The following is a 23,498-nucleotide window of genomic DNA, read 5'->3' as shown; positions in this document are numbered from 1 at the left end:
CGAGGAGCAACACCGTGCTGAGCGGATTCAAGGACTTCATACTCCGCGGGAACATCGTCTCCATGGCGGTGGGCCTGGCCGTCGGCTCCGCCTTCACCGCCGTCGTCACGGGCTTCAGCACCGCGTTCATCACTCCGCTGATCGGTGTGGCGACCGGCTCCGTCGGCGACTTCAGCGCGGCGACGTTCAACGTCAGCGGCGTGCACTTCCCCTACGGCAAGTTCCTGGCCGCCGCCATCGCCTTCGCGATCACCGCGGCGGTCCTCTACTTCCTCGTCGTCCTCCCGATGATGAAGGTCCAGGCGCGGTTCGACGGCGGCAAGCCCGTCGACATCAAGGCGAGGCTCCGGGACTGCCCCCGGTGCTACACCGCGATCCCCGGCATCGCCACCCGCTGCGCGCACTGCACCAGCGAGATCGAGCCCGACCCGGAGGCCCTGAGGATCGCCGGACTCGTGTCGAAGTCCTGAGCGCTCGCCCCACCCGAACGGAGTACGCCCGCGCCCCGGAGCAGCGGGAACCCCCCGCCTTCGCCTGGCGTTGACCAGGAGGGAAGGGTCCACTGGAAGGCATGGGTTCCCCAGCCGCACCACCTGGAGGGCGTACCGTGCACCGCCGGCACAACGGGCTCAGGACGGCCGTACTTCTCGGGGGACTGTCCGCGCTCATCATCCTGATCGGCAGCTTCTTCGGACGTACGGGTCTGATCATCGCGCTGCTCGTCGCGATCGGGACGAACGCCTACGCGTACTGGAACAGCGACAAACTCGCTCTACGCGCGATGCGTGCCCGGCCGGTCAGTGAATTCGAGGCGCCCGCGCTGTACCGGATCGTCCGCGAGCTGTCGACCGACGCCCGCCAGCCCATGCCGCGGCTCTACATCTCGCCGACCCAGGCGCCCAACGCGTTCGCGACCGGGCGCAATCCGCGCAACGCCGCGGTGTGTTGCACCGAAGGGATCCTGCGGATACTCGACGAGCGCGAGCTGCGCGGCGTCATCGGACACGAGCTCAGCCATGTCTACAACCGCGACATCCTGATCTCCTCCGTGGCAGGGGCGCTCGCCTCGGTGGTCATGTTCCTGGTGAACTTCGCCTGGCTGATCCCCATAGGCCGCTCGGACGACGACGAGGGCCCGGGACTGCTCGGCCTGCTGCTGGTCATGATCCTCGGACCGATCGCGGCCGCGGTGATCCAGCTCGCCGTGAGCCGCTCCCGCGAGTACGAGGCCGACGCCTCGGGTGCCAGGCTCACCGGGGACCCGCTGGCCCTGGCCGGCGCCCTCCGCAAACTCGACGCCGGTACGAAACAGCTGCCGCTGCCGCCCGAACCGCGCATCGAGACCGCCAGTCACATGATGATCGCCAACCCCTTCCGGCCCGGGCAGGGATTGTCGAAGCTCTTCTCCACGCACCCGCCGATGGCGGAGCGCATCGCCCGGCTCGAACAGATGGCAGGTCACCGCCCGTGAAAACGATCCTGAACGTCATTTGGCTGATCCTGTGCGGCTTCTGGATGTTCCTCGGCTACCTTCTCGCGGGCGTCCTGCTGTGCATCACGATCATCGGCATCCCCTTCGGCCTGGCCGCGTTCCGCATCGGCATCTACGCGCTCTGGCCCTTCGGTTACACCGTCGTCGACCGCCATGACGCGGGTGCCCCATCCTGCATCGGAAACGTGCTCTGGCTGATCCTCGCCGGATGGTGGCTCGCCCTCGGCCACATCGTCACGGGCATCGCCCTCTGCATCACGATCATCGGCATCCCGCTCGGTCTCGCGAACTTCAAACTGATCCCGGTGTCGCTGCTGCCCCTGGGCAAGGAGATCGTGCCGACCGACCAGCCGTTCGCGGCACGGTGAGCCGCCGGGCCGCGTACCCGGATCCTCGATGACGGCGGTGCCGAAGAGATCCTGGCCCTGTGCGCCGGCGCGGAGGGCTGCTTCGCCGACCCCGCCGACCCAGCCCCGCTGACCCGCCGGCGCCCGTACGCGACCGCTACGGCCTTCCCGGGTGTCGCCGGAGGGGCGGGGCTGTGTGAGGCCCTGAGCGAGGAGCCGGAGCACGGCTCGGTGCCCCTCGGGCTGCTCGTCGTCTCACCCCTGGATGGAGCCGTGCCCGGACTGCACGGCGCGATCGCGTATGTGACGCCCCGGCAAGCTCACGATCGCGCCGAGCGGTGCGCCCGTACCGCGTAGACCGCCGCGCCCACCGCCAGTACCGCCGCGCCCTGCACCACCGACGACACCGGCAGGGTGGCGGCGAGCACCAGGCATCCGAGGAGGCCCATCACGGGCACCGCGCGCCGCAGTGCCGTCGAAGGGAGCGTCCACGCGGAGGCGTTGGCGATCGCGTAGTAGACCAGCACCCCGAACGACGAGAAGCCGATCGCGCCCCGGATGTCCGCGGTGGCGGCCACGACCGCCACGACGGCGCCCACCGCGAGCTCCGCCCGGTGCGGCACGCGGAAGCGCGGGTGCACCGCCGCAAGTGGGCGGGGTAGGTGCCCGTCACGGGCCATCGCCAGGGTCGTGCGGGAGACACCGAGGATCAGCGCCAGCAGCGAGCCGAGTGCCGCGACCGCCGCGCCGGCCCGCACGACCGGGACCAGGCCCGGGACGCCCGCGGCACGTACCGCGTCGGCGAGCGGGGCGACCGCCTGCGCGAGCCGCTCGGCGCCGAGGACGGAGAGGAGGGACACGGCCACGAACGCGTAGACGACCAGGGCGATCCCGAGCGCGAGCAGGATGGCGCGCGGGATCGTGCGGGCCGGGTCGCGCACCTCCTCGCCGAGCGTGGCGATCCGCGCGTAGCCCGCGAAGGCGAAGAAGAGGAGGCCCGCGGCCTGGAGGACACCGCCCACGGTGACGTCCGCGCCGAGCTCCAGCCGCGCCGGGTCGGCGGCCGGCGAGCCGAGCGAGGCGACCACGACCGCCGCGAGAACGGCCAGCACCACGGCCACGATCGCCCGGGTCACCCAGGCCGACTTCTGGACCCCGCCGTAGTTCACCGCGGTGAGCGCCACGACCGCGGCGACCGCCACGGCGTGTTCCCGGCCGGGCCAGAGGTACGCGCCGACGGTCAGTGCCATCGCCGCACACGACGCGGTCTTGCCGACCACGAAGGCCCAGCCGGCGAGATACCCCCAGAACGGTCCGAGCCGTTCCCGCCCGTACACGTACGTTCCGCCCGACTGCGGGTGGAGGGCGGCCAGCCGGGCTGAGGAGACGGCGTTGCAGTAGGCGACGACCGCGGCCACCGCCAGGCCGACCAGCAGCCCCGTCCCGGCGGCACCGGCCGCGGGGCCGAGAGCCGCGAAGATCCCCGCGCCGATCATCGAACCGAGGCCGATGACGACCGCGTCGGGCACACCCAGAGCGCGCCGCAGTTCGTATGCCATGCGCGCACCCTACTGGCCGGCGCAACCGTCGCAGGCAGCTCCGGCGTCCGAACTCACAAGAGCGTACGAAAGGCAGGTATGCGGGACATGGGCTTCATCAGCTGGATCGTTCTCGGGCTCGTCGCCGGAGTCGTGGCCAAGGTGCTCCTGCCGGGCCGTGATCCGGGCGGGCTGATCGGCACCACGGTGATCGGCATCGCGGGTGCGTTCCTCGGAGGGTGGCTCTCCGCCCGCTTCCTGGACCGGCCGATCGTCAAGGAGTTCTACGACGGGGCCACATGGGCCGCGGCGATCGGCGGCTCGCTGGTGCTGCTGATCCTGTACCGGATCCTGTTCGGCCATTCGCGACGCAGCTGAGCCGGGGCCGCGACGCAGTTGGGCCGGGCAGCTACGCGACTGAGCCGGGCAGCTACGCGACTGAGCCGGGCCGCGACGCCACTGAGCCGTGCCGTGGGGTGGCCGGCGGACGGTCAGTCGTCCGGCCGGTCGCTCAACCCGGTCTGCCGCAGGGTGATGTTGAGCCTTCCGCCACCGCGCAGGCCGAGGTCCGGATCACCGGTCCCGGCGAGCACCCTGGGCACTCCGTGGTACGCGAAGCGGGACGGCCCGCCGAAGACGAAGAGGTCCCCGGAGACGAGTTCGACATCCTGGTAGGGCCGCCCGCGGCCCTCGGTGTTGCCGAACCGGAAGACACAGGTGTCGCCGATGCTCAGGGACACCACGGGCGCCCCGCATCGTTCCTCGCGGTCCTGGTGCATGCCCATCTTCGCTGTGGCGTCATAGAAGTTGATGAGCGCCGCGTCCGGTTCGTACGCGGTCCCGGCGGCCTCGTCCTGGTAAGCCGCGGTGACGGCTGCGCGGCCCAACGCGACCAGCCACTCGGGAAGTTCGGCCACCCGTGCGCCGTTCACGTCGTCGGCGGTGCGCGAGTAGCGGTAGGGCTGCCAGTGCCAGCCGAGGCACACCGTCCGTACGGACATCACGCCGTTGCCCGGGAGAACGGTGTGCCGGATCGGTACGGGCGCCCGAGCCCACGCGCGGCAGGCCGCGACGAGTTCGCGCTGACGACCCGGCGTCAGCCATCCCGGTACGTGCACGGCACCGGGTGCGATCACCGCCCGCGAGCGGGGGAAGAGCGCGTCAGTCGGCATGGTCCGGCTCCCCGGGGGCGTCCATGGCTGCGGACGGTAGCACACCGATCGCGCAGGGTATGATTCCGGCCGTCGGGACGCCGTGCAGGCGCCGACGAGGGTGACCGTCGCGGGCTGAGGTCAGAGGGTCGCCGCGAGGGCGGTCGAGGGTCTCGTACGGGGTCATGGCGAGAGTCCCTCCGCTTCCCGACGCATTGCTCCTCCGGTCTCCGCCCTCCACGATACGCCGGGTGACCTGCACCGTTCTGTGCCGTAATGCCTCGACGGCCCATCAGGTCCAGACCAAGTGAGCGGCCCTGCACACCCCCTGTGCGAAGCGGCCCGGTCCCTCGCGCCCGACAAGGGTTTTCCCCGTATCGGCTTCATCCCGCCGTTGCCTAGTGTCTGCGCACCGGTGGTTTTCAGCCTCTGATCAGGCGAATGGCAGAGGCGTGCGAATCATGAGGCTGCCGGTGGCGTCCCCCCGACCAGGGGCCGTCGCGCCGACGACGGCGAGTGGGCACCCCCAAGCCCCGGGTGCTGCGCTCTGCAACCCCCACGCGCATCGCAGCACCCGCGCCGTCGCCCGTGCACCGCACCGTCAGCAGCTCCGGCAACGCACCGGAGACGCCCTTGAAAGGGAACACCTTGAACGGTTCCAGGCGGAGACTCATATCCGTCGTGGCGGCCACCGCCACGATCCTCGGCGTCACGGCCACGTCCTCCGTGGCGCTGGCGGCCCAGGCGGCGCCCTCGCCGAAGCCGGCCCCTGCCTCCCAGGCCATGGCCGCACTGCCGTCCGCGCCGGTCGAGAAGGTCATCGTGACCTACAAGAACTCGACCGCGGAGGCCACTTCCAACACCGCCGCCAAGAGCGACACCGCGGACAAGGCCGAGGAGACCGGCGAGAGCCTCTCCTTCGAGCGCCGGCTCGCCGGCGGCGCCGCCCTCGTCGACCTGGGCAGCGGCACCAGCAAGCAGGACGTCGCCGAGGTCATGGCCGCCTTCAAGGCGGACCCGAACGTCGCCTCCGTCGAGCCCGACATCCGCGCCTACGCGATGGCGGTCACCCCCGACGACACCGAGTACACCAAGCAGTGGGACCTCTTCGAGGCCACCGGCGGCATGAACGTGCCCGGCGCCTGGGACAAGACCACCGGCTCCGGCGTCACCGTCGCCGTGATCGACACCGGCTACGCCGCCCACTCCGACCTCGCCTCGAACGTCGTCTCCGGCTACGACTTCATCTCCTCCGGCTCGGACGCCCGCGACGGCAACGGCCGTGACGGCGACGCCAAGGACGAGGGCGACTGGAACGCCACCGACGGCGAGTGCGGCGTCGGCTCCAAGGCGAGCAACTCCTCCTGGCACGGCACCCACGTCGCCGGCACCATCGCCGCGACCACCCACAACGGCAAGGGTGTTGCCGGCATCGCCTACGGCGCCAAGATCCAGCCCGTCCGCGTGCTCGGCAAGTGCGGCGGCTCCTCCGCGGACATCGCCGACGCCATCACCTGGGCCTCCGGCGGCAGCGTCCCCGGCGTCCCCGCCAACCCGACCCCGGCCAAGGTCATCAACCTGAGCCTCGGCGGCCCCAGCTCCAGCTGCCCGAGCGTCTACCAGAACGCCATCAACGGCGCCGTGTCGCGCGGCACCACCGTCGTCGTCGCGGCCGGCAACAGCAACGCCAACGCGTCCGGATTCACCCCGGCCAACTGCTCCAACATCATCAACGTCGCGTCCACCAGCCGCGAGGGCAACCGCTCGTTCTACTCGAACTACGGCAGCATCATCGACGTCGCCGCCCCGGGCGGTGAGACCCGCCGCGGCACCGACACGCCCGGCACCGTCACCACCCCCGAGAACGGCATCCTCTCCACGCTGAACTCCGGCACCACCACCCAGTCGCTGGAGAACTACAAGCCCTACCAGGGCACCTCGATGGCCGCGCCGCACATCGCCGGCCTCGCCGCGCTCCTCAAGTCGGCCAAGAGCACCCTCACCCCGGCCGAGATCGAGACCGCGATCAAGAACAACGCCCGTCCGCTGCCCGGCACCTGCACCGGCGGCTGCGGCACCGGCATCGCCGACGCCGCCAAGACGGTCGAGGCCGTCACCGGCACCACGCCCGGCGGCGCCACGTTCACCAACACTACGAACGTGACCATCGCGGACAACAGCACAGCCACCTCGTCGATCGCCGTCACCGGCCGCACCGGCAACGCCCCGGCCGCCCTCAAGGTCGGCGTCGACATCAAGCACACCTGGCGCGGTGACCTGGTCATCGACCTGATCGCCCCGGACGGCACCGTGCGGAACCTGAAGACCTCCTCCGGCTCCGACAGCGCCGACAACGTCCTCGCGACGTACACCGTCGACGCCTCCAGCGAGGTCGCCAACGGCACCTGGCAGCTGCGGGTCCGCGACGTCGCCTCGGGTGACACCGGCTACATCGACTCGTGGAGCCTCACCTTCTAAGAGGTGCCACAAAACTGAAAACAGCAGGTCAGGGGCCTGTCGTCGGTGAATCGCCGACGACGGGCCCCGCCGCCGTCCCGTCCGAATGCCGGACGCAGGGCCTGGACTCCGGCGGTTGACTTCGTATCCTCTGCACGCGGGCCCGTCGCGGAAGGACCCGGGGGAACGAAGTCCGCGCACACCAGAGGGTGGTGGTCGCACGTGGAGTCGGCGGCGTACCGCCACGCGCCGGACCGTCATGCTCCGGTCGGGCGGAGCGAACTTCTGGCACGCCTCGACAGAGTGCTGGCCACCCGCGGCCGCGCCCTGCTCAGCGGACCCGCAGGCGTCGGCAAGACCGAGGTGGCCCTCGCGGTGGCCGCCCGCGCCGAAGCCCGCGGCGAGACCGTCCTCCGGCTGGCGCCCCAGCCCGCCGACCGCTCCGTCCCCGGCGCCACGGCCGCCGCGCTCCTCGCCTCCGTACCGCCGTCCGCCCTCACCGGCCTGCCCGGCCCGCAGAGCGCCGCCGTCGCCATGCTCCGCCGCGAGGCCCCCATACCCGAGGGCGGCTGGGACCCCATCGCCCTGCGCCTCGCCGTCGCCCAGGTCCTGCGCTCCCTCACGGCCGAGGGCCCCGCCCTGCTCATCGTCGACGACACCCACCACGTCGACACCGTGAGCGCGGACCTGATCCGGTTCGCCCTCCACCTCGCGCCGCCCGCGCTCCGCGTCGTCGCCGTCGACACCCCGACCCTGGGCGCCCCGCCCGTCGGCACACCGCCCTACGGCGCACCGTCCTTCGCGGTGCCGCCCTTCGGCGCCCGGGAGCACCTTGCCCCGGCCTTCGGCGCCCAGACCGTGGCCGGCGGGGATTCCGGCCCGCACCCGATCCCCGACAGGGCTATCCCGGGCGGCCCGTCGGCGGGTACGCCGACTCACGGGGTCGTGCCGTCGGCCGGTGCGTCGGCGCAGGGGCTCGTGCCGTCGGTGGACACGCCGCCGCACGGCATCGTGACCTCGGCCGGTACGCCGATCGAAGGAATCCCGCCGTCGGGTGCGACGCCCTTCGCCGCCCAGTACCCGGGCACCACCCCCCAGTACCCGGGCACCACCCCCCAGGACGTGCCCGCGGCCCCCGCCCCCGAGGCACCCGCCCCGGCCGCCCCCGGCGCCCTGCCCTACGGCGTCGATCCGCCCGGACCCACGCTCCCCGGAGCCGCCCCCGCCTCCGTTCCGGCCCCCGCCCCGCAGTCCTCCGGCGCGCTCGTCCCGGGGACACCGGCCCTGGCAGGCGTACCCCTCCCTGCCCAGCGGCTCGGTGCCGATGTTCCCGGGGCCAGGCACTACGGCGCCGGGCAGCGGCTCGGCGCTTCCGAGGTCGGCCTGCCGGGCGACACCGGCGTGGCCGAACCCCTGTGGGCACCCTCCGAGGCGGACGTGCTGCTCGTGCCGCCCCTGCACGCCGACGAGATCGCCGAACTGCTCGTCCACCACCACCTGCCCGCCCGCATGGCCGGACGCATCCACCGCGCCAGCGGCGGCAATCCGCGCCTCGCCCTCGCGGTGGGCCACTCCCTCGCCGACACCAGGGCACGGGTCCACCACGCCGAGGAACTCCCGCTGTCCGGCCGCGCGCGGGACCTTGCACGCCAGATGCTCGCCTCCGTACCGCCGTCCGTCCACGGGACCCTTCTGCTCGCGGCGCTCGCGCTCCGCCCCACGGCGTCACTGATCCGCCGTACGGGCCGTCCGACCGCCGAAGCCGACCTCGCCACCGCGGAACGCGCCCACCTCATCTCCCTCACGGAGGACGGCGCCGTCACCTTCACCGCGGGCGTGCTCGCCTCCACTCTCGTCCACGACGCGTGCTGGACGCAGCGCAGTGCCGGCCACGCCGCCCTCGCCGCTGCGTCCGACGACCCGTTGGAGGCGGCCCGGCACCGCGCCCTCGCCACGGACGTGCCGGACGAGCGGATCGCCGCCGACGTCGCGGCGGCCGCCGATGCGGCCCGCCGCCGCGGCAACCGCGCCCTCGCCGCCGAGCTGGCGCTGCTCGCCGCCGAGTCCACCCCCGTCCACCACGGCGCCGAGCGCCTCACCCGGCTCGTGGAAGCCGCGGAGGAGGCGGCCCGGGCCGCCCGCTCCGACCTCGCCCGGCGCGCCGCCACCGAGGCGCTCGCCCGCGACGCCTCACCGCCCCAGCGCGTCCGGGTACGCATCGCCGTCCTCGACACCGCCGGACAGGGACTCGGGGACCTCGACGAGACCTATCTGCACGCCATGGAGGATGCCGCCGGCGACACCGCGCTCCGGGCCGCCGTCCATCTCAGGCTCGCGGTGAAGTACGTCCTCGCCGACGGCGATCCCGTCCGGTCGCGCGCCGCGGCGGTCGCCGCGGCCACCCTCGCGACCTCGGTCGGCGACCAGCGGACCGCTGCCAGGGCGCTGACCATACGCGCACGCATGGACCGCGTCCTCGGAGCACCGGAAGCCGAACGCACGCTTGCCGAGGCACGCACCCTCGAAATGCTCGAACAGCCGTCAGGTGTCCGCAACGCCGCCCAGATCCTGACCATCCGTCACGCACTCTTCGACGACCGTCTCACCGAGGCGCGCGAACAGCTCCACGCCCTGCTGCCGCTCGTCGAACGCCGCGGGCCCGTCGAGGACGCGATCGAGCTCTTCCGTACCCTCGCCGAGATCGAGGCCCGGCAGGGACTCTGCGCCGCGGCCGTCTCCCACGCGGGCAGGTCGCTCGCCCTCACGCTGGAAGCCGGACTCTCACCCGGCCCCGCGTGGTACGCCATCGCGATCGCCGAAACCGCCGGGGGCAGCTTCACCCGCGCGGAACACTACGCACGCCGCAGCGCCCAGGCCTCCGAGGAGGAGGGCGACCACGTGTTCCTCTCCCGCAGCCTGTACGCGCTGGGCCGGATCCAGCTCATCACCGGCGACGTGGCGAACGCCCTCGACACCCTCCGTCGCGTCCAGGACGGGGAACGCGCCCAGGCCACCGCCGACCCCTCCGTGCTCCGCTGGCACGAGGAGCTCGCCGAGGCCCTCATCGCCAACGACTGCCCCGAGGAAGCCGCTGGACTGCTCGCCTCCGTACGGCCCGTCGCGGAGCGGCTCGGCCGTACGACGGTGCTGCTCGGCTGCGACCGGGTACGCGCCCTCCGCCTCGCGGCGACCGGAAAGCCGGGCGAGGCGGTCGAACTCCTCGCCGCGGCCGCCGAACGCTACGCCGCCGCCGGCCTCCCGCTGGAGCAGGGCCGCGCCCTGATAGCCCTGGCCCGTGTCGAACGCCGCCGCCGCAGGAAGTCCCCTGCCCAGGCTGCGCTCCAGGCCGCCGCCGCGGTCTTCGAACGCGCCGGCGCACGTCCATGGCTCGCCCTGGCCAACGAAACACCGGCCCGCTCCGATGCACCCCCCGCCCAGGGCGGAGCACTGTCCCCCTTGTCCTCCCTCACCGAGGCGGAGCGCCGCCTCGCTCTGCTGGTCGGCCAGGGCGCCAGCAACCAGGAGGCAGCCGCCAAGCTCTACCTGAGCGTCAAGACCGTCGAGGCACGTCTGACCCGCATCTACCAGAAGCTCGATGTCCGCTCACGGGCCCAGCTCGCCACCGCGCTGAGCGCCCGGACCTCTCAGCCGGGTCTCTGAACGCCTCCGGCGCCCGTACGGTGAGGCGGCTCCCGTCGCGGTACGTCGGTGAAGGAACGCCTTCGCGGACGGCGTCGGCCGAGTCCTCCGGCCGGCCGTCCGCGCTCGACACGTACGCACACCGCGGCGCCATACGACGAGGGCACAACGCGGGCAGCCGTCGAGGCGGTCCTCGGCGATGTGCCCCGTTGTGCCCTTTCAGGGTCGGTCAGGGTCGGTCAGCCGCGTTCGTGCAGGCCGAAGACCTGGATCAGCGGTAGTTCACGAACTGGAGGGCGAAGTCGAAGTCCTTGCCCTTCAGCAGCGCGATCACAGCCTGCAGGTCGTCACGGCTCTTGGAGCTCACCCGCAGCTCCTCGCCCTGCACCTGGGCCTTGACTCCCTTCGGACCCTCGTCACGGATGATCTTCGCGACCTTCTTGGCGTTCTCCTGGGAGATGCCCTCCTGGATCGACGCGAAGATCTTGTACTCCTTGCCGGACAGCTGCGGCTCACCGGCTTCCAGCGCCTTCAGCGAGATGCCGCGCTTGATCAGCTTCGACTGGAAGACGTCGAGGATCGCGTTGACACGCTCCTCGGAGTTCGCCTGCATCAGGATCTTCTCGCCGGACCACGAGATCGAGGCGCCCACGTTCTTGAAGTCGTACCGCTGCGCGATCTCCTTCGCGGCCTGGTTGAGGGCGTTGTCGACCTCCTGCCGCTCGACCTTCGAGACGATGTCGAAACTGGAGTCGGCCATGTCCTGTGGCTCCTTGCATCGGATGTCGGGGATACGCCCAAAGCCTAGCCACCCCCGCACCCCCCACCCTGATCAATCCGGTGGCGAAGCACCCCCCGGCATCAGGTATTGTTTACGTCGTTGCCACGGGGAACCGCGAGAGCGCGGTCGATCCATAGGCGACATCCCATGGCGGTGTGCCCGAGTGGCCAATGGGAGCGGACTGTAAATCCGTCGGCTTAGCCTACCCAGGTTCGAATCCTGGCGCCGCCACGTGAAGAGATGGCCCCTGATCTGCGGAAACACGGATCAGGGGCCATCGGCGTATTGCGTGGCCGCAACGCAACCGTCTCGCGTGGTTCACGCTGGTATGTGACGGGGGAGGGAGCCCTGAGGGGCGGGCGGCCGATACCAGGGGGGCAATGCCGATGATGTTCGGGTACTCGGACGAGTGGTGGGTGCTGCTGCTGTTCCCGGCGGTGCTGTGGGTGCCGGCCGGGCCGTTCGCCATGGTGTCGCTGGGGGCGTGGTGCGCCTCGACGCCCGGACCGCGGCCTCGGCTGTGGTCGGTGCTGGTCCCGCTGATACCGGTGGTGACCTCGGCGATCTTCATGGTCTTCCCGCTGAGCAAGTGGGACCGGCCGGTGCGGGTGGACGGTGCCGTGGAGCCGCCGGCGCACTTGGACGAGTTCCTCGGCTACCTGGCCGTGTACGTCGGGGGCATCACGGTGCTGCCCTGGGTGCTCGGCTACGGCGTCGCACGCCTGCTGCGCTTCCTACGGGCCCGCCGGTGCGGCCCGGGGAAGCTTGTCCGGGGCGCTGCGCACGGCAACGGAGACTGACGCGGCGTAGTCGCGTCAGGGGCACGGCGCCGACCGTCCTGCGGGCACGCTCGGGCGCCCGGCTTCGCCGGGCCCGGGCCCGTCACGGGGCCGTTTGCCGCTTTCGCTTCGGATGGCTCACCGCGTCCTTCAGCTCAATTCCTCCTCAACTTCCTTGCCCGCCTGGGGCGATCACGGTTAGAAAAGCTTCGGTGACCGAGGGTGACAGGGCCCGGCGGTGGCGGCGCCTCGACGCTCACATTCGGCGAGCACTTCAACGCTCGTATTCAAAGGGGGAAATGAACGAGAAGTTCGCTGCCGCGGCTGCGGCCGCCTTTATGGCTGCGTCCCTGATGACCGTGCCGGCGGCCACGGCCACCGCACTACCGATCATCTGCAACCCGGGTGCCGGCCGCGCAGAGGGTCCGCGACGAGGATGCCGTGCAGAGGAATCCGCCGATCCTGCGATCAGGGAATCGCGGTCGGCGCAACACCGGACCGCTGTGGCGTTACCCACTGGTTTGTAAAGATGCGCAAAGCGGTGCCCAAATCGTGATCGCCGGCCCGGCTCGGAGCTGCTGACAATTCACCGTGCGGAGCCTAGGGTCGGCTCCGCCGGGCGACACTCGCGCTCCGGCCGCAGAGCTGAAGGTGATGCTTTCCGAGAGCACACTTCCGCACTCGAACCAAAGAATGATCAACGAGGTGCTGGAAGTGGTCACGGCAACTCGCCCGGGGGCGGCCGACATCGTGTTCATCGCCAGGACGGCCGTCGCGACGCACGACGCGCCGACCGAGTGGTGTCCACGGCCCCTGACCGGAGCACTGCCGGACCGGAAGCCACCGCGCTGCCGGGGAATTGCTCCGGTCCTTGCGTTCGCCACACCCCCGGCCCCCTGCGGCAGCGTCGCCGCTCTCCGGTCCGGGTCCGCTCACCGTATGTCCGACGATGCAAGGTATGTCTCTCCATGAAATCCTTGAAAGTTGCCTCCGGGTTCGCCTTCGTGGTGCTCGCCGCTGTTGTTGTCGCAGTGCTCGTCCTGACCATTTGGACGCCCGGTGACGACTCCGGTTCCTCGCGCAAGAAGGAGGACACGGCTCGGGCTTATACGGTGGCGGCGGATGTCGATCTCACGGGCTCGCCGACGATCGACCGCATCGGCAAGGACGGCCGGATCACCATCGGCGTCAAGGGAGACCAGCCCAACCTCGGCTTCTACGACTCCTTTACGAAGAAGTACTCCGGGTTCGACATCGAGATAGCCAAGATGGTCGCCGCCGACCTCGGATTCGGCGAGGACAAGATCGACTTCAAGACGGTCCCGTCGTCGGACCGCGAGAAGGCGATCGTCAACGGCCAGGTCGACTTCTACGTCGGCACCTACACGATCACCGACGAGCGCAAGCGCGTGGTGGACTTCGCCGGCCCCTACTTCATCGCGGGTCAGGACCTCCTCGTCAGAGCGCGGGGCACCGAGAGGGACATCAACAGCACCAAGGACCTCAAGGGCCGGACCGTGTGCTCGGTGACCGGATCGACGTCCATCAAGCGAATCCGGAGCGGGGACTACGACGCCGTTCCGGTCGAGTACAAGTCCTACTCGAACTGCGTGGAAAGCCTGCTGGCCGGCAAGGTCGACGCCGTCACCACGGACGACGCGATCCTCACGGGCTACGCCGTCGAGCACATCGGCGAGCTCCGCATCCTCGGTGAGAAGCTGTCCGAGGAGCCGTACGGGGTCGGCCTGCTCAAGGGGGACTCGGTCCTGCAGAACGCCATCACGGCCGCGCTGAAGAAGCACGCGCAGAACGGCGACTGGAGGAAGGCGTACGACTCCACGCTCGGCAGGTCCGGGTTCGGCATCCAGATGCCGCCGATCGGCTGACGTCGGCCCCCACATTCTGAAATGGCCCCTGATCTGCGGAAACGCGGATCAGGGGCCATTTGTGCAGTGATGCTGAGCCGGTGCGGGCAGTGCAGGACCGTCGGCCGTCTCGCGTCGGGGCACCCGCTGAGGCTCCCGGTGGGGACGGCCTCGTTCAGCCGTGCTGGTGAGGGACTGCAGTGGCGACGGTTACGGCACCGAGACCAGGATGATCACGAAGTTGCTGTCGAAGTTCCTCGGGAAGAAGAAGTCGCAGTGGTGGCGGCTGTCCCAGCCCCTCCAGCTGGAGCAGCGGTTGTCGACCCTGGTGTCGTTCGCGGCGAACGCGTCGGCCGCCGGCAGCACGCCGAGTACGAGCCCTGCGACGCCTGCCGAGACTGCAGCAATGATCCTGCGGCGCATACCCACGCACCTCCGAGCATCAATCGCTTACGGGACTTTTATCCCGTATCCACCCTCCACCCGTCTCGGAGCACTGTCAAAAAGAGAGCGGAACGGCCGCCGCGCGACTGGTCCGCCGAGTGGAGCGGTCCCGCTGGACATCCCTGTGCGGTCTCTGCGCGCAGCCCGTAACCCGTAGCTCAACTCTTGCTCAGGAAAGCCCACTTGGACCGAGGGCCGTGCTGAACTGACCGGAGCGGACGGTGCATGGGAGGGGCGTCCGCTCTCGAACGGCAGGAGGTTTCGATGCGCAGGACAGCGGCGCTTCTCGCCGGCGGAGTCCTCCTCTGCGGCGCCCTGACGGCGTGCAGCAGCGGCGGCCTCGTCCGCACGGCGGCCGAGGCTCCCCCGAAGCTGCAGCCGACGGCCGGGACCAGTGCCCGGACCGGTACCCCGACCGTGGCCGTCGCGGTTCCGGGCGCGAGCCCCGTGGCGCCGCCCGGCGGCCACTCGAGCGCCGACCGGAGCTCCGGGAGCAGGGTGAGCGAGACCGTGCCGTCCGCGCTTCCGGACGAGCGGCCGATGGCCCGTGTGGCCGGCGCGACGGGCAGCGTGCAGATACCCGTGGAGGGGACCGTCGGTCCGGGAACCGTGTCCGTCGGCGTGGTGTGCCGGGGTGAGGGGAGGGTGACGGTCAGGCTGCTGCCGAAGGACGTCACCTTCACTCACGAGTGCGAGGCGAAGGAAGCGAGCGGTACGTACGACCTCATCGGAATGGTGACATCGCATCCCGGCTCGTGGCTGTCCGTCACGGCGTCCTCGGGTGTGCGCTGGTCCCTGGCGATGGGAGAGGTGTCCGAGTCTTCGGCGCCGGCGGTGTGAAACGGGACGGCTCCCTGCCGGCGCCGCGGAGGGCGCGAACAGGGAGCCGGTCGTACGCGGCTCGGCTCAGCCGAAGAGGTTGAAGTTGTTCCAGCCCGTGCCGATCTTTATGCGGCTGGAGAGGTTGAACGGCTTGGTGGACGAACCACTGCCCGGGTAGACGTACAGCGTCCCGTCGGACGCCCGGACGATGAAGTCCGACTTGCCGTCGCCCGTGAAGTCGCCGGGGGAGACGTAGGCGGTGAAGTTCCAGCCGGTGCCGATCTGGACGCGCGCCTTGAAGGGGGTCGTGGACACGCCGGTGCCCTTGTACATCCACATCCGGCCCTGCGGGTCGCGGGCCAGCAGGTCCGCCCTGGCATCGCCGCTGTAGTCGCCGTGGCCGATGACGATGTAATTGCCCCAGCCGGAGCCGACCTTGGTCTTGCTGCCGAAGGTGCCGTCGCTGCGGCCCTTGAAGAGCCAGAGGTTGCCGGCCGCGTCGGTGGCGTTCAGGTCGGCCTTGCCGTCACCCGTGACGTCACCGGTGACGGTGATGTTCTTGTAGCCGCCCCAGCCGCTGCCGATGAGCACCCAGTCCTGGATCTCGGTGCTGTACGTGAACAGGTAGCCCTCGAGGTCCCGCAGGATGAGGTCGACGATGCCGTCGTCGTCCGTGTCGGCCTGACGTGCCAGGTCGGCCCCGGGGATGGCGCTCCAGAACTCGCCCGCGCCAAGGCGGTTGCCGCGGGAGATGTAGACGTAGGAGTCGCCGTTGGTCTTACGGGCGAACAGGTCGGCGAGGTAGTCGCCGTTGTAGCTGATCTCGGGGCCGCCAGCCACCTGCCGGGCCGGCTTCGACAGTGCCTGCTGACTCCGGGCCTCACGGTACTTGGTGAGGGCGGCGCTCGTCTCGGGGCTCACGACGTCGTACGGCGTGGGCGGCGTGACGGCCGGAGCGGCCTGGGCGGCGGGGGCGCCGGCGAGGACTCCGGCGCCGAGCGCGAGGGCGGCCACGGCGGCAGGGAGGGCCTTGCGGACTCTCCGGGGCATGGATCTCACACAGATCTCCTGTCGATCGACAACACGGCCGTGTGGCATGGGCGGTGCGCACGTCACGGGCCGGTGGGCAAGAAAGGTCCGGAGAAGAGAGAAGGCCGTCGTACGGAAGGCGCACGGAAAGGCGCGTGGTCGATTCGGACGCGCACATCTGCGGGCATGTCCGGTGGACACGCGGAACGTTCATCCCCCCACCCCAGGATGGCCGATCCTACAATCACTCTCCTTGCGCGTCACCAGGCAATAAAGGGAACGCTCCTGACGCCGGAAAGCGATCGGCCCGGCTTCCGGGAAAGCGAACGGCTCCGCTCCTCGCCGTGCGAGGAGCGGAGCCGTCATTGCGTCCGGGGGTGTCAGCCGAAGAGGGTGAAGCTGCCCCAGCCTGTGCCGATCTTGAAGCGGCTGGAGAGCTTGAACGGCTCGGTGGCGGAGCCGCGGCCCGGGTAGCCGTACATCGTGCCGGTCTTGTCGACGACGATGAAGTCCGCCTTGCCGTCGCCCGTCATGTCACCGGTGGACACGTAGTGCTTGAAGTTCCAGCCGGTGCCGATCTGGACGCGCGCCAGGAAGGGCGAGCTGGAGCTGCCGGTGCCCTTGTACATCCACAGGCGCGCCTGCGGGTCGCGGGCCAGCAGGTCGGGCTTGCCGTCGCCGCTGTAGTCACCGCGGCCGATGACGGTGTAGCTGCCCCAGCCGGAGCCGACCTTGGTGCGGGCGCCGAACGTACCGTTGCCGTTGCCCTTCCACAGGTAGAAGTTGCCGGCCGCGTCGGTGGCGTTCAGGTCGACCTTGCCGTCGCCGGTGACGTCACCGGTGACGGTGAGGTTCTTGTACGAGCCCCAGCCGGATCCGATCGTCACGGGCGTGGTGCTCTTGGCCAGCCCGGCGTACAGCACACCGTCCCAGCGACGGAACAGCAGGTCCGGCTTCTTGTCGTTGTCGAGGTCGGCCTGGCGGACCGTGTCGAAGGCGTTCCAGAAGGATTCCATGTACTGCTGGCCGCCGAGAGAGGTCCCCCGCGAGTAGTACATGTAGGCCTTGCCGTCGGACTTGCGGGCGAAGAGGTCCGCACGGTCGTCGCCGTTCCAGGACGTCTCGTACGCGGCGCCGCCGAAGCGGGCGCTCTTGCCGTTCGTGGCTCCCTTGGCCACCTGGGCGATGACCCGTGCGGCCGCGTCGGCCGGCTGCGGGTCCGCGGCCTGCGCCGCCGGCGCCGAGGCCAGTGCGGCGCCGCCGAGCGTGATCGCGGCCAGGGCCGCGGGCAGCGCCTTGCGCATCGTGCGCGAAATGGATGTCACTCGGTCTCCCGTTGATGAGCGGAAAGCTCAAAGCGAGGGACGGCCGACGGAGTCGCAGCGCGAAACGGTGCGCGCGCATGCCCGACTGACGGCAAGAAAGTGTGTTCCCCCCACCTTGGCTAGTTGATGGTACAAGCGAGCCGTACGCCCGGCGCGGGGGATTACGCGGGTGTGACGTCCGTTACGAGACGAAGACGAGGGAACGCCCCGGCCGCGCGAGAGCGATCGGGGCGTTCCGCTGCGAACCGCGTGGCCCGGCCTCAGCCGAAGATGTCGAAGCTGTTCCAGCCTGTGCCGATCTTGAAGCGGCTGGAGAGCTTGAACGGCTCGGTGGCGGAGCCGCGGCCCGGGTAGCCGTACAGCGTGCCGCTCTTGTCCCGGACGAGGAAGTCGGACTTGCCGTCGCCGTTCATGTCGCCGGTGGAGACATAGGCGGTGAAGTTCCAGCCGGTACCGACCTGGACGCGGGCCTTGAACGGGGTGGTGGCGTTGCCCGTGCCGATGTACATCCACAGGCGGGCCTGCGGGTCACGGGACAGGATGTCGGGCTTGCCGTCGCCGCTGTAGTCGCCGTGGCCCATGGAGGTGTAGCTGCCCCAGCCGGAGCCGACCTTGGTCTTGGCGCCGAAGGTGCCGTTGCCGTTGCCCTTCCACATCCAGAAGACGCCGGCCGTGTCGGTGGCGTTCAGGTCGGGCTTGCCGTCGCCCGTGACGTCACCGGTGATGGTGATGTTCTTGTAGCCGCCCCAGCCGGAGCCGAGATCGGCGCTGCTCCCGTTGTGGCTGGTCGTCACGGCCATGCCGCCGGCCTCGTCACGGAACAGGAGGTCGATCTCACGGTCGCCGTCGACGTCGGCCTGAAGGATGACGTTGATCCCCTTGTAGCCGTCGATGAACTCCGGCGCGCCGAACGAGGTGCCCTGCGAGTAGTACGCGTAGCCGAGGAAGGTGTCCTTGTTGCGGACCATCAGGTCCGCCTTGTTGTTGCCGTCGAGGGTGATCTCGTCGGCGGCGCCGGCGAAGCGCGAGGGACCCTGGGCCGCCTTGGCCTTGGCGGCGTGCTGTGCGGCGTTCGCGGCCGCACCGGTCTTGGGGGTCTCGGCGGCCACGGCGGCCGGCGCGGCCGCGAGGGCGGCGCTGCCGAGGGTGATTGCGGCCAGCGCCGCGGGAAGGCCCTTGCGGATCCTCCGGGAAATGGACGTCACTCAGATCTCCTGTGTTCCAACAGCCGGGACGCACGATTGCGCGCGACTGAGCAGCAAGAATCGAGGAAAGAGAACGGGGCTGGTCAGATGCCGCGAGTCGAATCGCAGGCACACCCCATACGTGAAAAGGTCCCCCCACCTCAGGTTGTGAATGGTATATCCCGGGATCTTTGTGTGTCACTCGGTATCACCAACCTCCGGTGACATCTGTGTTGACGGCAGGGGAACGAATGCGGTTGCCAGCCACGGCTGTTCGTTCCGGAAGTCGTCATATGGCTTTGGTCGCAGTCCACTTGTGCAGGGGCCGACAGGCGCGGTAGGCCCTGGGGCACCGCCAACCGCGGCTTCCGGAACGGCCGTCGGGGCGGACGGCGGTCATCCGGGACAACTGGTTTCAGCCACGGGGCGTTTGGCGCGAGGCGGAACGAGCAGGCGTCGGCCGGGAGCCGGGAGCCGGGAGCCGGGAGCCGGGAGCCGGGAGCCGGGAGCCGGGAGCCGGGAGCCGGGAACGGGAACGGCCCCGACCGCGTCCGGGGACGAGGTCGGGGCCGTTCCGTTAGGCCGGAGGCAGGCTCAGCCGAAGAGGTCGAAGCTGTTCCAGCCGGTGCCGATCTTGTAGCGGCTGGAGAGGCTGAACGGCTGGGTCGACGAGCCGCGGCTCGGGTAGCCGTACAGCGTGCCGTCGGACGCCCGGACGATGAAGTCGGACTTGCCGTCACCCGTCATGTCGCCGGTCGAGGCGTAGGCGGTGAAGTTCCAGCCGGTGCCGACCTGGACCCGGGCCTTGAACGGCGTGGTGCTGTTGCCGGTGCCCATGTACATCCACAGGCGGGCCTCCGGGTCGCGGGCCATGAGGTCCGGCTTGCCGTCGCCGCTGTAGTCGCCGTGGCCGATCACGGTGTAGCCGCCCCAGCCGGAACCGACCTTGGTCTTACCGGTGAAGGTGCCGTTGCCGTTGCCCTTCCACAGGTAGAAGTTGCCGGACGCGTCGGAGGCGTTCAGGTCGATGTTGCCGTCGCCGGTGACGTCACCCGTGGTGGTGATGTTCTTGAAGCCGCCCCAGCCGGTGCCGATGGTGCCGTCGCCGGGGTGCCCGGCGGCGGTCGTGTAGAGGGCACCGTCGATGCCGCGGAGGATGAGGTCCGGGACGCCGTCCTTGTCGAGGTCGCCGGACTGGCGGACGACGTTGAAGACGTCCCAGAAGTTGCCCAGGTCCTCGCGGGCGCCGAAGGTGGTGCCCTTCGAGGAGTAGACGTAGGCCTGACCGCTGTTCTTCACGCGGACGAACAGGTCCGCCATGTTGTCGCCGTCGAAGCTCGGCTCCGCGGTCGTGGCCGTGAACCGGGACGGGGCGGCCTTCGTGTCGGCCTTCAGCTGCTTCACGGCCTCGGCGGGCGTGGGTGCCTCGGCGGCCTGGGCGGCCGGGGCGGCCATGAGGGCCGCGCTGCCGAGGGTGACGGCGGCGAGCGCCGCGGGAAGGGCCTTGCGGACCTTCTGGGAAATGGACGTCACTCAGATCTCCATGTGATCCAACGGCGCGACGCACACGGAAGTGTGCACCGGCCGAGCAGTAAGAGCCCGAGCGAGGAGAAGCGCGAGGGTCTGACCTATGGCGGCGCGGCTTGACGGCGCACTCGCGCCATGGTGGACCCGTCGAACATGTGCCCCCACTCAGTGCGTTGATGCTACAACCGGGTAGCCCGCCCATCGCACGGGCGTTCGTTACTGCTGTGCAACAAACGCAGCGGGGTGACGCCGACCCTCAATGTTCCGAAATGCCTCAATTCCCCGCAACGTCCTTGACCGCCACGGCCACCGGCACCTGACCCGAGATCAGTTCGAGCGTGAGTCCGGCCGTCGCGGGGGTGTCGACGAGCTCCGCGAGGACGGTCGCCACGTCGTCGCGGGGGACGGGGCCGCGGCCCGTCGAGGCCTCGAGCCGGACGAGGCCGGTGCCCGGGTCGTCGGTGAGCATGCCAGGGCGCAGGATCGTCCAGTCCAGCTCGGTGAGCGAGTGCACATACGCGTCGGCCGCGCCCTTCGCGCGCAGATACACGTCGAAGACCTCGTCGCCCGGGTGGCCGGGGTCCGCCCCCATGGAGGAGACGACCAGGAAGCGCCGGACGCCGGCCAGGACCGCCGCGTCCGCGAACAGCACGGCGGCCGCGCGGTCCACGGTGTCCTTGCGGGCCGTTCCGCTGCCCGGCCCGGCTCCCGCCGCGAAGACCGCGGCGTCCGCGCCCCGCAGCACGTCGGCCACCTCCGACACGGACGCCGACTCCAGGTCCAGCACGGCCGGCTCCGCGCCCGCCTGCCGGAGATCACCGGCCTGTTCCGGTTTGCGGATGATCCCTACCGCTTCGTCCCCGCGCGCCGCCAGCAGCCGTTCCAGCCGCAGCGCGATCTTTCCGTGTCCTCCGGCGATGACAGTGCGCATGCCTCGACCGTAAGGCCCGGACGCGCGCGGCGCAGGACGGTCGTCCCCGCACGGTTCCCGGATGCCCGGGCAGGGCCGGGGCCTGCGGCCGCTCAGGCTCCGGGCTGCTCCGGCCTGCCCTGACGGGGCAGGTCCAGGGCGACCGCCGCGGCCGAGTCGCAGTACTCGCGGACCGCGCTCGTGCGGGCCACCACCCGGCCGCGGTGGATCACCACCCTGCTGTACGCGAGGGACAGCACCCCCGTGAGCCGTTCGCCGCGGACCGCCAGCAGCTCCGCCGGGAACCCCGCCTCCACCCGGACCTCCGGCAGGCCCATGGCCTCCCGTGCGGCGGTCGACACGGCGGCGTACGCCTCCTCGGCGCGCAGCCCGCCCTGGGACGCCAGCAGATACGCGGCCTCCAGGGGATCCCCTCGGCCGACCGGGTTGCCTGCGTCCCGCAGGGCTCCGCTGCCCGCCGCGACCCGGACGCCGGCCGCGCGCAGCAGCCGGACGGGGGCGTGGCCGGCGCCGCGCTGCTCGACGCCCGGGCAGTCGCCCTGGGGCAGGCACACCACGGTGACCCCGGCGGCGGCGAGCTGGTCGGCGGCGCGGGCGGCGGCTCCCTCCGGCAGCCGGGACAGGCCCGCGCACGGGCCGATGGCGACTCCGGGCCGCAGCCCGCCCGTCATCGCCGCCAGCCGGGCGAGCCGGGCCGGGTCGGCGCCGTCGGTGTGCAGATCGACGGGACAGCCGTGCTCGGCGGCGACCTCCAGTACGGCCTCGACGTATCCGGCGGGGTCGGGGTCGAGGTCGGGGCAGCCGCCGACGACACCGGCGCCCATCTTCACCGCGTCCCGCAGCATGGCCAGCCCGTCGGCGCCGGCGACGCCGGTGAGGAGCCGGGGGACGGCCACGGCGGTGAGGTCGGCGAGCCCGCGCATCGAACGACGGGTCTGCAGTACGGCCTCCAGGGCGTCGAGCCCCTGGACGTCGTCGATGCGGACGTGCGAGCGCAGGGCGGTCGAGCCGTGGCCGAGCTGGAGCAGCGCGGCCTCGGTGGCGCGCCGCTGGACGTCCTCCGTGACGTACGACAGGGGCCCCGGGGTGTCGGCGGTGAGGGCCGTGTCGCCGTGGGCGTGCGGTTCGGCGGGGGCGGGGAGGAGCAGGAACCCGGTCAGGTCGACCCGGGCTGACGGTGCGGTGAGACTGCCGGCGGTGCCCACGGCCTCGATGCGTCCGCCGCTCAGCCGGACGTCCACCGTGCGTCCGTCGGTGAGCCGGGCACCGTGAAGCAGCAGGGTGGTGGTGTCGGCGGTGGCGCCGTCGGAAGGCTGAGGCCGGCTGTCGGGCATCGCGCTCCTGATGGTGCTCGGGGTGCGTGTTCGGTGTGCCGTCCGGTTGTTCGTGGGCACAAGATCACGCAGCGTGAGTCGAGCCTAGGGGCGGGCCGTCCCGGCATCGAGTAGGAGCGCAATAGTCGTACCGGAGTGGCCACGAGTGGCGTACGGGGCGGGTGGGATGACGGCCCGAAGGCGTGCCGCGAGCGGGACGGGCGGCTGCCGGCAGGAGGGTGGCGGGGCACGGTACGAGGTGCGGAGAGGGCGTCGTCCCGGCGCGACGGCGACTCGGTCGCCGCCCCCGGATACGGATTTGGGTGAACGGCCGCGGACCGTGTAATGTCTTCATCGCTCGCCCCAATAGCTCAGTCGGCAGAGCGTCTCCATGGTAAGGAGAAGGTCTACGGTTCGATTCCGTATTGGGGCTCTGGTGTCAGGTGATCCTCACCTTCGGGTGAGGGGATCTATGGCATCAAAGCGGTGTAGCTCAGTCGGTAGAGCAAGCGGCTCATAATCGCTGTGTCACCGGTTCAAGTCCGGTCACCGCTACACACAGTAGCCGATTGTGGGGTCGGTCCTTCGATCGGCTACTCTTTCTTGCGTTCATCCGTCCATCCGTCCGTCAAGGAGCACTCACGTGGCTGCCACCGACGTCCGCCCGAAGATCACGCTGGCCTGCGTGGAGTGCAAGGAGCGGAACTACATCACCAAGAAGAACCGGCGTAACAACCCGGACCGTCTTGAGATGAAGAAGCACTGCCCTCGCTGCAACGCGCACACCGCGCACCGCGAGACGCGATAAATCAGGCTCGTATACGAGGCCGCCCCCGATCGGGGGCGGCCTCGTGTCGTTTGTTCCGGAATACGG

The 23,498-nt window shown here is 70.6% G+C and carries 20 protein-coding genes and 3 tRNA genes; 13 read left to right on the top strand and 10 right to left on the bottom strand.

The features are described 5' to 3' along the window. The first annotated feature begins 14 nt into the window (after positions 1-14). From ACZ4Z5_RS20030 to ACZ4Z5_RS20020, 3 genes are all read left to right on the top strand, one after another. Positions 15-470, top strand: coding sequence for a large conductance mechanosensitive channel protein MscL (locus ACZ4Z5_RS20030; protein ID WP_468264523.1), 456 nt, complete (start codon positions 15-17; stop codon positions 468-470). Positions 471-607: 137 nt separating this feature from the next. Next, on the top strand, positions 608-1,471 hold the full coding sequence (htpX, locus tag ACZ4Z5_RS20025; RefSeq protein ID WP_468264521.1) for a zinc metalloprotease HtpX: 864 nt from the start codon (positions 608-610) through the stop codon (positions 1,469-1,471). Continuing rightward, positions 1,468-1,860, top strand: a complete 393-nt coding sequence (locus ACZ4Z5_RS20020; protein ID WP_468264519.1) for a YccF domain-containing protein — start codon at positions 1,468-1,470, stop codon at positions 1,858-1,860. Before htpX ends, ACZ4Z5_RS20020 begins: the two co-directional genes overlap by 4 nt. A 299-nt stretch (positions 1,861-2,159) precedes the next feature. On the opposite strand, the gene ACZ4Z5_RS20015 is transcribed toward ACZ4Z5_RS20020, so the two are convergent. Then, positions 2,160-3,398: an APC family permease gene (locus ACZ4Z5_RS20015; RefSeq protein ID WP_468264517.1), complete on the bottom strand. Its 1,239-nt coding sequence runs from the start codon at positions 3,396-3,398 to the stop codon at positions 2,160-2,162. 87 nt (positions 3,399-3,485) lie between these two features. Between ACZ4Z5_RS20015 and ACZ4Z5_RS20010 the strand changes: the two genes are divergently transcribed. Further along, positions 3,486-3,755 (top strand): GlsB/YeaQ/YmgE family stress response membrane protein, encoded by a 270-nt coding sequence (locus tag ACZ4Z5_RS20010; RefSeq protein WP_468264515.1) that lies wholly within the window; start codon positions 3,486-3,488, stop codon positions 3,753-3,755. 113 nt (positions 3,756-3,868) lie between these two features. Here the strand turns inward: ACZ4Z5_RS20010 and ACZ4Z5_RS20005 are convergent, their stop codons facing one another. Next, entirely contained in the window at positions 3,869-4,549 is a 681-nt protein-coding gene (locus ACZ4Z5_RS20005) for an alpha-ketoglutarate-dependent dioxygenase AlkB family protein (protein ID WP_468264513.1), read from the bottom strand. Positions 4,550-5,311: 762 nt separating this feature from the next. Here ACZ4Z5_RS20005 and ACZ4Z5_RS20000 point away from each other — a divergent pair. Both ACZ4Z5_RS20000 and ACZ4Z5_RS19995 read left to right on the top strand, forming a co-directional pair. Further along, the gene (locus tag ACZ4Z5_RS20000; protein WP_468264707.1) at positions 5,312-7,006 is read left to right on the top strand and encodes a S8 family peptidase; all 1,695 of its coding nucleotides are present in this window, start codon (positions 5,312-5,314) and stop codon (positions 7,004-7,006) included. A 282-nt stretch (positions 7,007-7,288) separates the two neighbouring features. Beyond that, a complete protein-coding gene (locus ACZ4Z5_RS19995) occupies positions 7,289-10,645 on the top strand; it encodes an AAA family ATPase (protein WP_468264511.1) in 3,357 nt (1,118 codons plus the stop codon). A 250-nt stretch (positions 10,646-10,895) separates the two neighbouring features. On the opposite strand, the gene ACZ4Z5_RS19990 is transcribed toward ACZ4Z5_RS19995, so the two are convergent. Beyond that, complete coding sequence (locus tag ACZ4Z5_RS19990; protein WP_468264509.1) at positions 10,896-11,384, bottom strand: YajQ family cyclic di-GMP-binding protein; 489 nt, start codon at positions 11,382-11,384, stop codon at positions 10,896-10,898. A gap of 170 nt (positions 11,385-11,554) precedes the next feature. Between ACZ4Z5_RS19990 and ACZ4Z5_RS19985 the strand changes: the two genes are divergently transcribed. The 3 genes from ACZ4Z5_RS19985 (at position 11,555) to ACZ4Z5_RS19975 (ending at position 14,070) form a co-directional block, all read left to right on the top strand. Next, positions 11,555-11,636, top strand: a tRNA-Tyr gene (locus ACZ4Z5_RS19985). A 149-nt stretch (positions 11,637-11,785) separates the two neighbouring features. Further along, positions 11,786-12,205, top strand: coding sequence for a hypothetical protein (locus ACZ4Z5_RS19980; protein ID WP_468264507.1), 420 nt, complete (start codon positions 11,786-11,788; stop codon positions 12,203-12,205). 947 nt (positions 12,206-13,152) lie between these two features. Continuing rightward, positions 13,153-14,070, top strand: a complete 918-nt coding sequence (locus tag ACZ4Z5_RS19975; RefSeq protein ID WP_468264505.1) for a glutamate ABC transporter substrate-binding protein — start codon at positions 13,153-13,155, stop codon at positions 14,068-14,070. A gap of 189 nt (positions 14,071-14,259) precedes the next feature. Here ACZ4Z5_RS19975 and ACZ4Z5_RS19970 read toward each other — a convergent pair whose 3' ends face one another. Further along, positions 14,260-14,472 carry a hypothetical protein gene (locus tag ACZ4Z5_RS19970; protein WP_468264503.1) on the bottom strand — a complete coding sequence of 71 codons (213 nt, stop codon included), beginning with the start codon at positions 14,470-14,472 and terminating at the stop codon, positions 14,260-14,262. 285 nt (positions 14,473-14,757) lie between these two features. On the opposite strand from ACZ4Z5_RS19970, the gene ACZ4Z5_RS19965 reads away from it, so the two are divergent. Next, positions 14,758-15,333, top strand: a complete 576-nt coding sequence (locus ACZ4Z5_RS19965) for a hypothetical protein (protein ID WP_468264501.1) — start codon at positions 14,758-14,760, stop codon at positions 15,331-15,333. Between the two features lie 66 nt (positions 15,334-15,399). On the opposite strand, the gene ACZ4Z5_RS19960 is transcribed toward ACZ4Z5_RS19965, so the two are convergent. The 6 genes from ACZ4Z5_RS19960 to ACZ4Z5_RS19935 all read right to left on the bottom strand — a co-directional run bounded on the left by ACZ4Z5_RS19960 (position 15,400) and on the right by ACZ4Z5_RS19935 (position 22,645). Further along, on the bottom strand, positions 15,400-16,365 hold the full coding sequence (locus ACZ4Z5_RS19960) for an FG-GAP repeat domain-containing protein (protein ID WP_468264705.1): 966 nt from the start codon (positions 16,363-16,365) through the stop codon (positions 15,400-15,402). Positions 16,366-16,724: 359 nt separating this feature from the next. Next, positions 16,725-17,669 carry an FG-GAP-like repeat-containing protein gene (locus tag ACZ4Z5_RS19955; protein ID WP_468264499.1) on the bottom strand — a complete coding sequence of 315 codons (945 nt, stop codon included), beginning with the start codon at positions 17,667-17,669 and terminating at the stop codon, positions 16,725-16,727. A gap of 260 nt (positions 17,670-17,929) precedes the next feature. Beyond that, the gene (locus tag ACZ4Z5_RS19950) at positions 17,930-18,874 is read right to left on the bottom strand and encodes an FG-GAP repeat domain-containing protein (protein WP_468264497.1); all 945 of its coding nucleotides are present in this window, start codon (positions 18,872-18,874) and stop codon (positions 17,930-17,932) included. Between the two features lie 573 nt (positions 18,875-19,447). Next, a complete protein-coding gene (locus ACZ4Z5_RS19945) occupies positions 19,448-20,386 on the bottom strand; it encodes an FG-GAP-like repeat-containing protein (protein ID WP_468264495.1) in 939 nt (312 codons plus the stop codon). Between the two features lie 268 nt (positions 20,387-20,654). Then, a complete protein-coding gene (locus ACZ4Z5_RS19940) occupies positions 20,655-21,311 on the bottom strand; it encodes an NAD(P)H-binding protein (RefSeq protein WP_468264493.1) in 657 nt (218 codons plus the stop codon). A gap of 92 nt (positions 21,312-21,403) precedes the next feature. After that, positions 21,404-22,645 (bottom strand): amidohydrolase family protein, encoded by a 1,242-nt coding sequence (locus ACZ4Z5_RS19935; protein ID WP_468264491.1) that lies wholly within the window; start codon positions 22,643-22,645, stop codon positions 21,404-21,406. Positions 22,646-22,984: 339 nt separating this feature from the next. On the opposite strand from ACZ4Z5_RS19935, the gene ACZ4Z5_RS19930 reads away from it, so the two are divergent. The 3 genes from ACZ4Z5_RS19930 to rpmG all read left to right on the top strand — a co-directional run bounded on the left by ACZ4Z5_RS19930 (position 22,985) and on the right by rpmG (position 23,432). Next, a tRNA-Thr gene (locus ACZ4Z5_RS19930) sits at positions 22,985-23,057 on the top strand. Between the two features lie 49 nt (positions 23,058-23,106). Further along, a tRNA-Met gene (locus tag ACZ4Z5_RS19925) sits at positions 23,107-23,179 on the top strand. Positions 23,180-23,267: 88 nt separating this feature from the next. Next, positions 23,268-23,432, top strand: a complete 165-nt coding sequence (rpmG, locus tag ACZ4Z5_RS19920; RefSeq protein WP_003948671.1) for a 50S ribosomal protein L33 — start codon at positions 23,268-23,270, stop codon at positions 23,430-23,432. Positions 23,433-23,498 lie beyond the last annotated feature (66 nt).

The organism is Streptomyces sp. NPDC030222, from assembly GCF_055573115.1.
Note: the sequence above shows the minus strand (reverse complement) of the source record. Positions and strands in the feature narration are given on the sequence as shown.

What these genes read in the sequence shown, in the direction of transcription:
- ACZ4Z5_RS19980 (WP_468264507.1), top strand. Translation starts at nt 11,786, where the DNA reads ATGCCGATGATGTTCGGGTACTCGGACGAGTGGTGGGTGCTGCTGCTG.
- ACZ4Z5_RS20010 (WP_468264515.1), top strand. Translation starts at nt 3,486, where the DNA reads ATGGGCTTCATCAGCTGGATCGTTCTCGGGCTCGTCGCCGGAGTCGTG.
- ACZ4Z5_RS19975 (WP_468264505.1), top strand. Translation starts at nt 13,153, where the DNA reads ATGAAATCCTTGAAAGTTGCCTCCGGGTTCGCCTTCGTGGTGCTCGCC.
- ACZ4Z5_RS19990 (WP_468264509.1), bottom strand. Translation starts at nt 11,384, where the DNA reads ATGGCCGACTCCAGTTTCGACATCGTCTCGAAGGTCGAGCGGCAGGAG.
- ACZ4Z5_RS20005 (WP_468264513.1), bottom strand. Translation starts at nt 4,549, where the DNA reads ATGCCGACTGACGCGCTCTTCCCCCGCTCGCGGGCGGTGATCGCACCC.
- ACZ4Z5_RS19935 (WP_468264491.1), bottom strand. Translation starts at nt 22,645, where the DNA reads ATGCCCGACAGCCGGCCTCAGCCTTCCGACGGCGCCACCGCCGACACC.
- ACZ4Z5_RS19940 (WP_468264493.1), bottom strand. Translation starts at nt 21,311, where the DNA reads ATGCGCACTGTCATCGCCGGAGGACACGGAAAGATCGCGCTGCGGCTG.
- ACZ4Z5_RS19970 (WP_468264503.1), bottom strand. Translation starts at nt 14,472, where the DNA reads ATGCGCCGCAGGATCATTGCTGCAGTCTCGGCAGGCGTCGCAGGGCTC.
- ACZ4Z5_RS20015 (WP_468264517.1), bottom strand. Translation starts at nt 3,398, where the DNA reads ATGGCATACGAACTGCGGCGCGCTCTGGGTGTGCCCGACGCGGTCGTC.
- ACZ4Z5_RS19960 (WP_468264705.1), bottom strand. Translation starts at nt 16,365, where the DNA reads ATGCCCCGGAGAGTCCGCAAGGCCCTCCCTGCCGCCGTGGCCGCCCTC.
- ACZ4Z5_RS19965 (WP_468264501.1), top strand. Translation starts at nt 14,758, where the DNA reads ATGCGCAGGACAGCGGCGCTTCTCGCCGGCGGAGTCCTCCTCTGCGGC.
- ACZ4Z5_RS20000 (WP_468264707.1), top strand. Translation starts at nt 5,312, where the DNA reads ATGGCCGCACTGCCGTCCGCGCCGGTCGAGAAGGTCATCGTGACCTAC.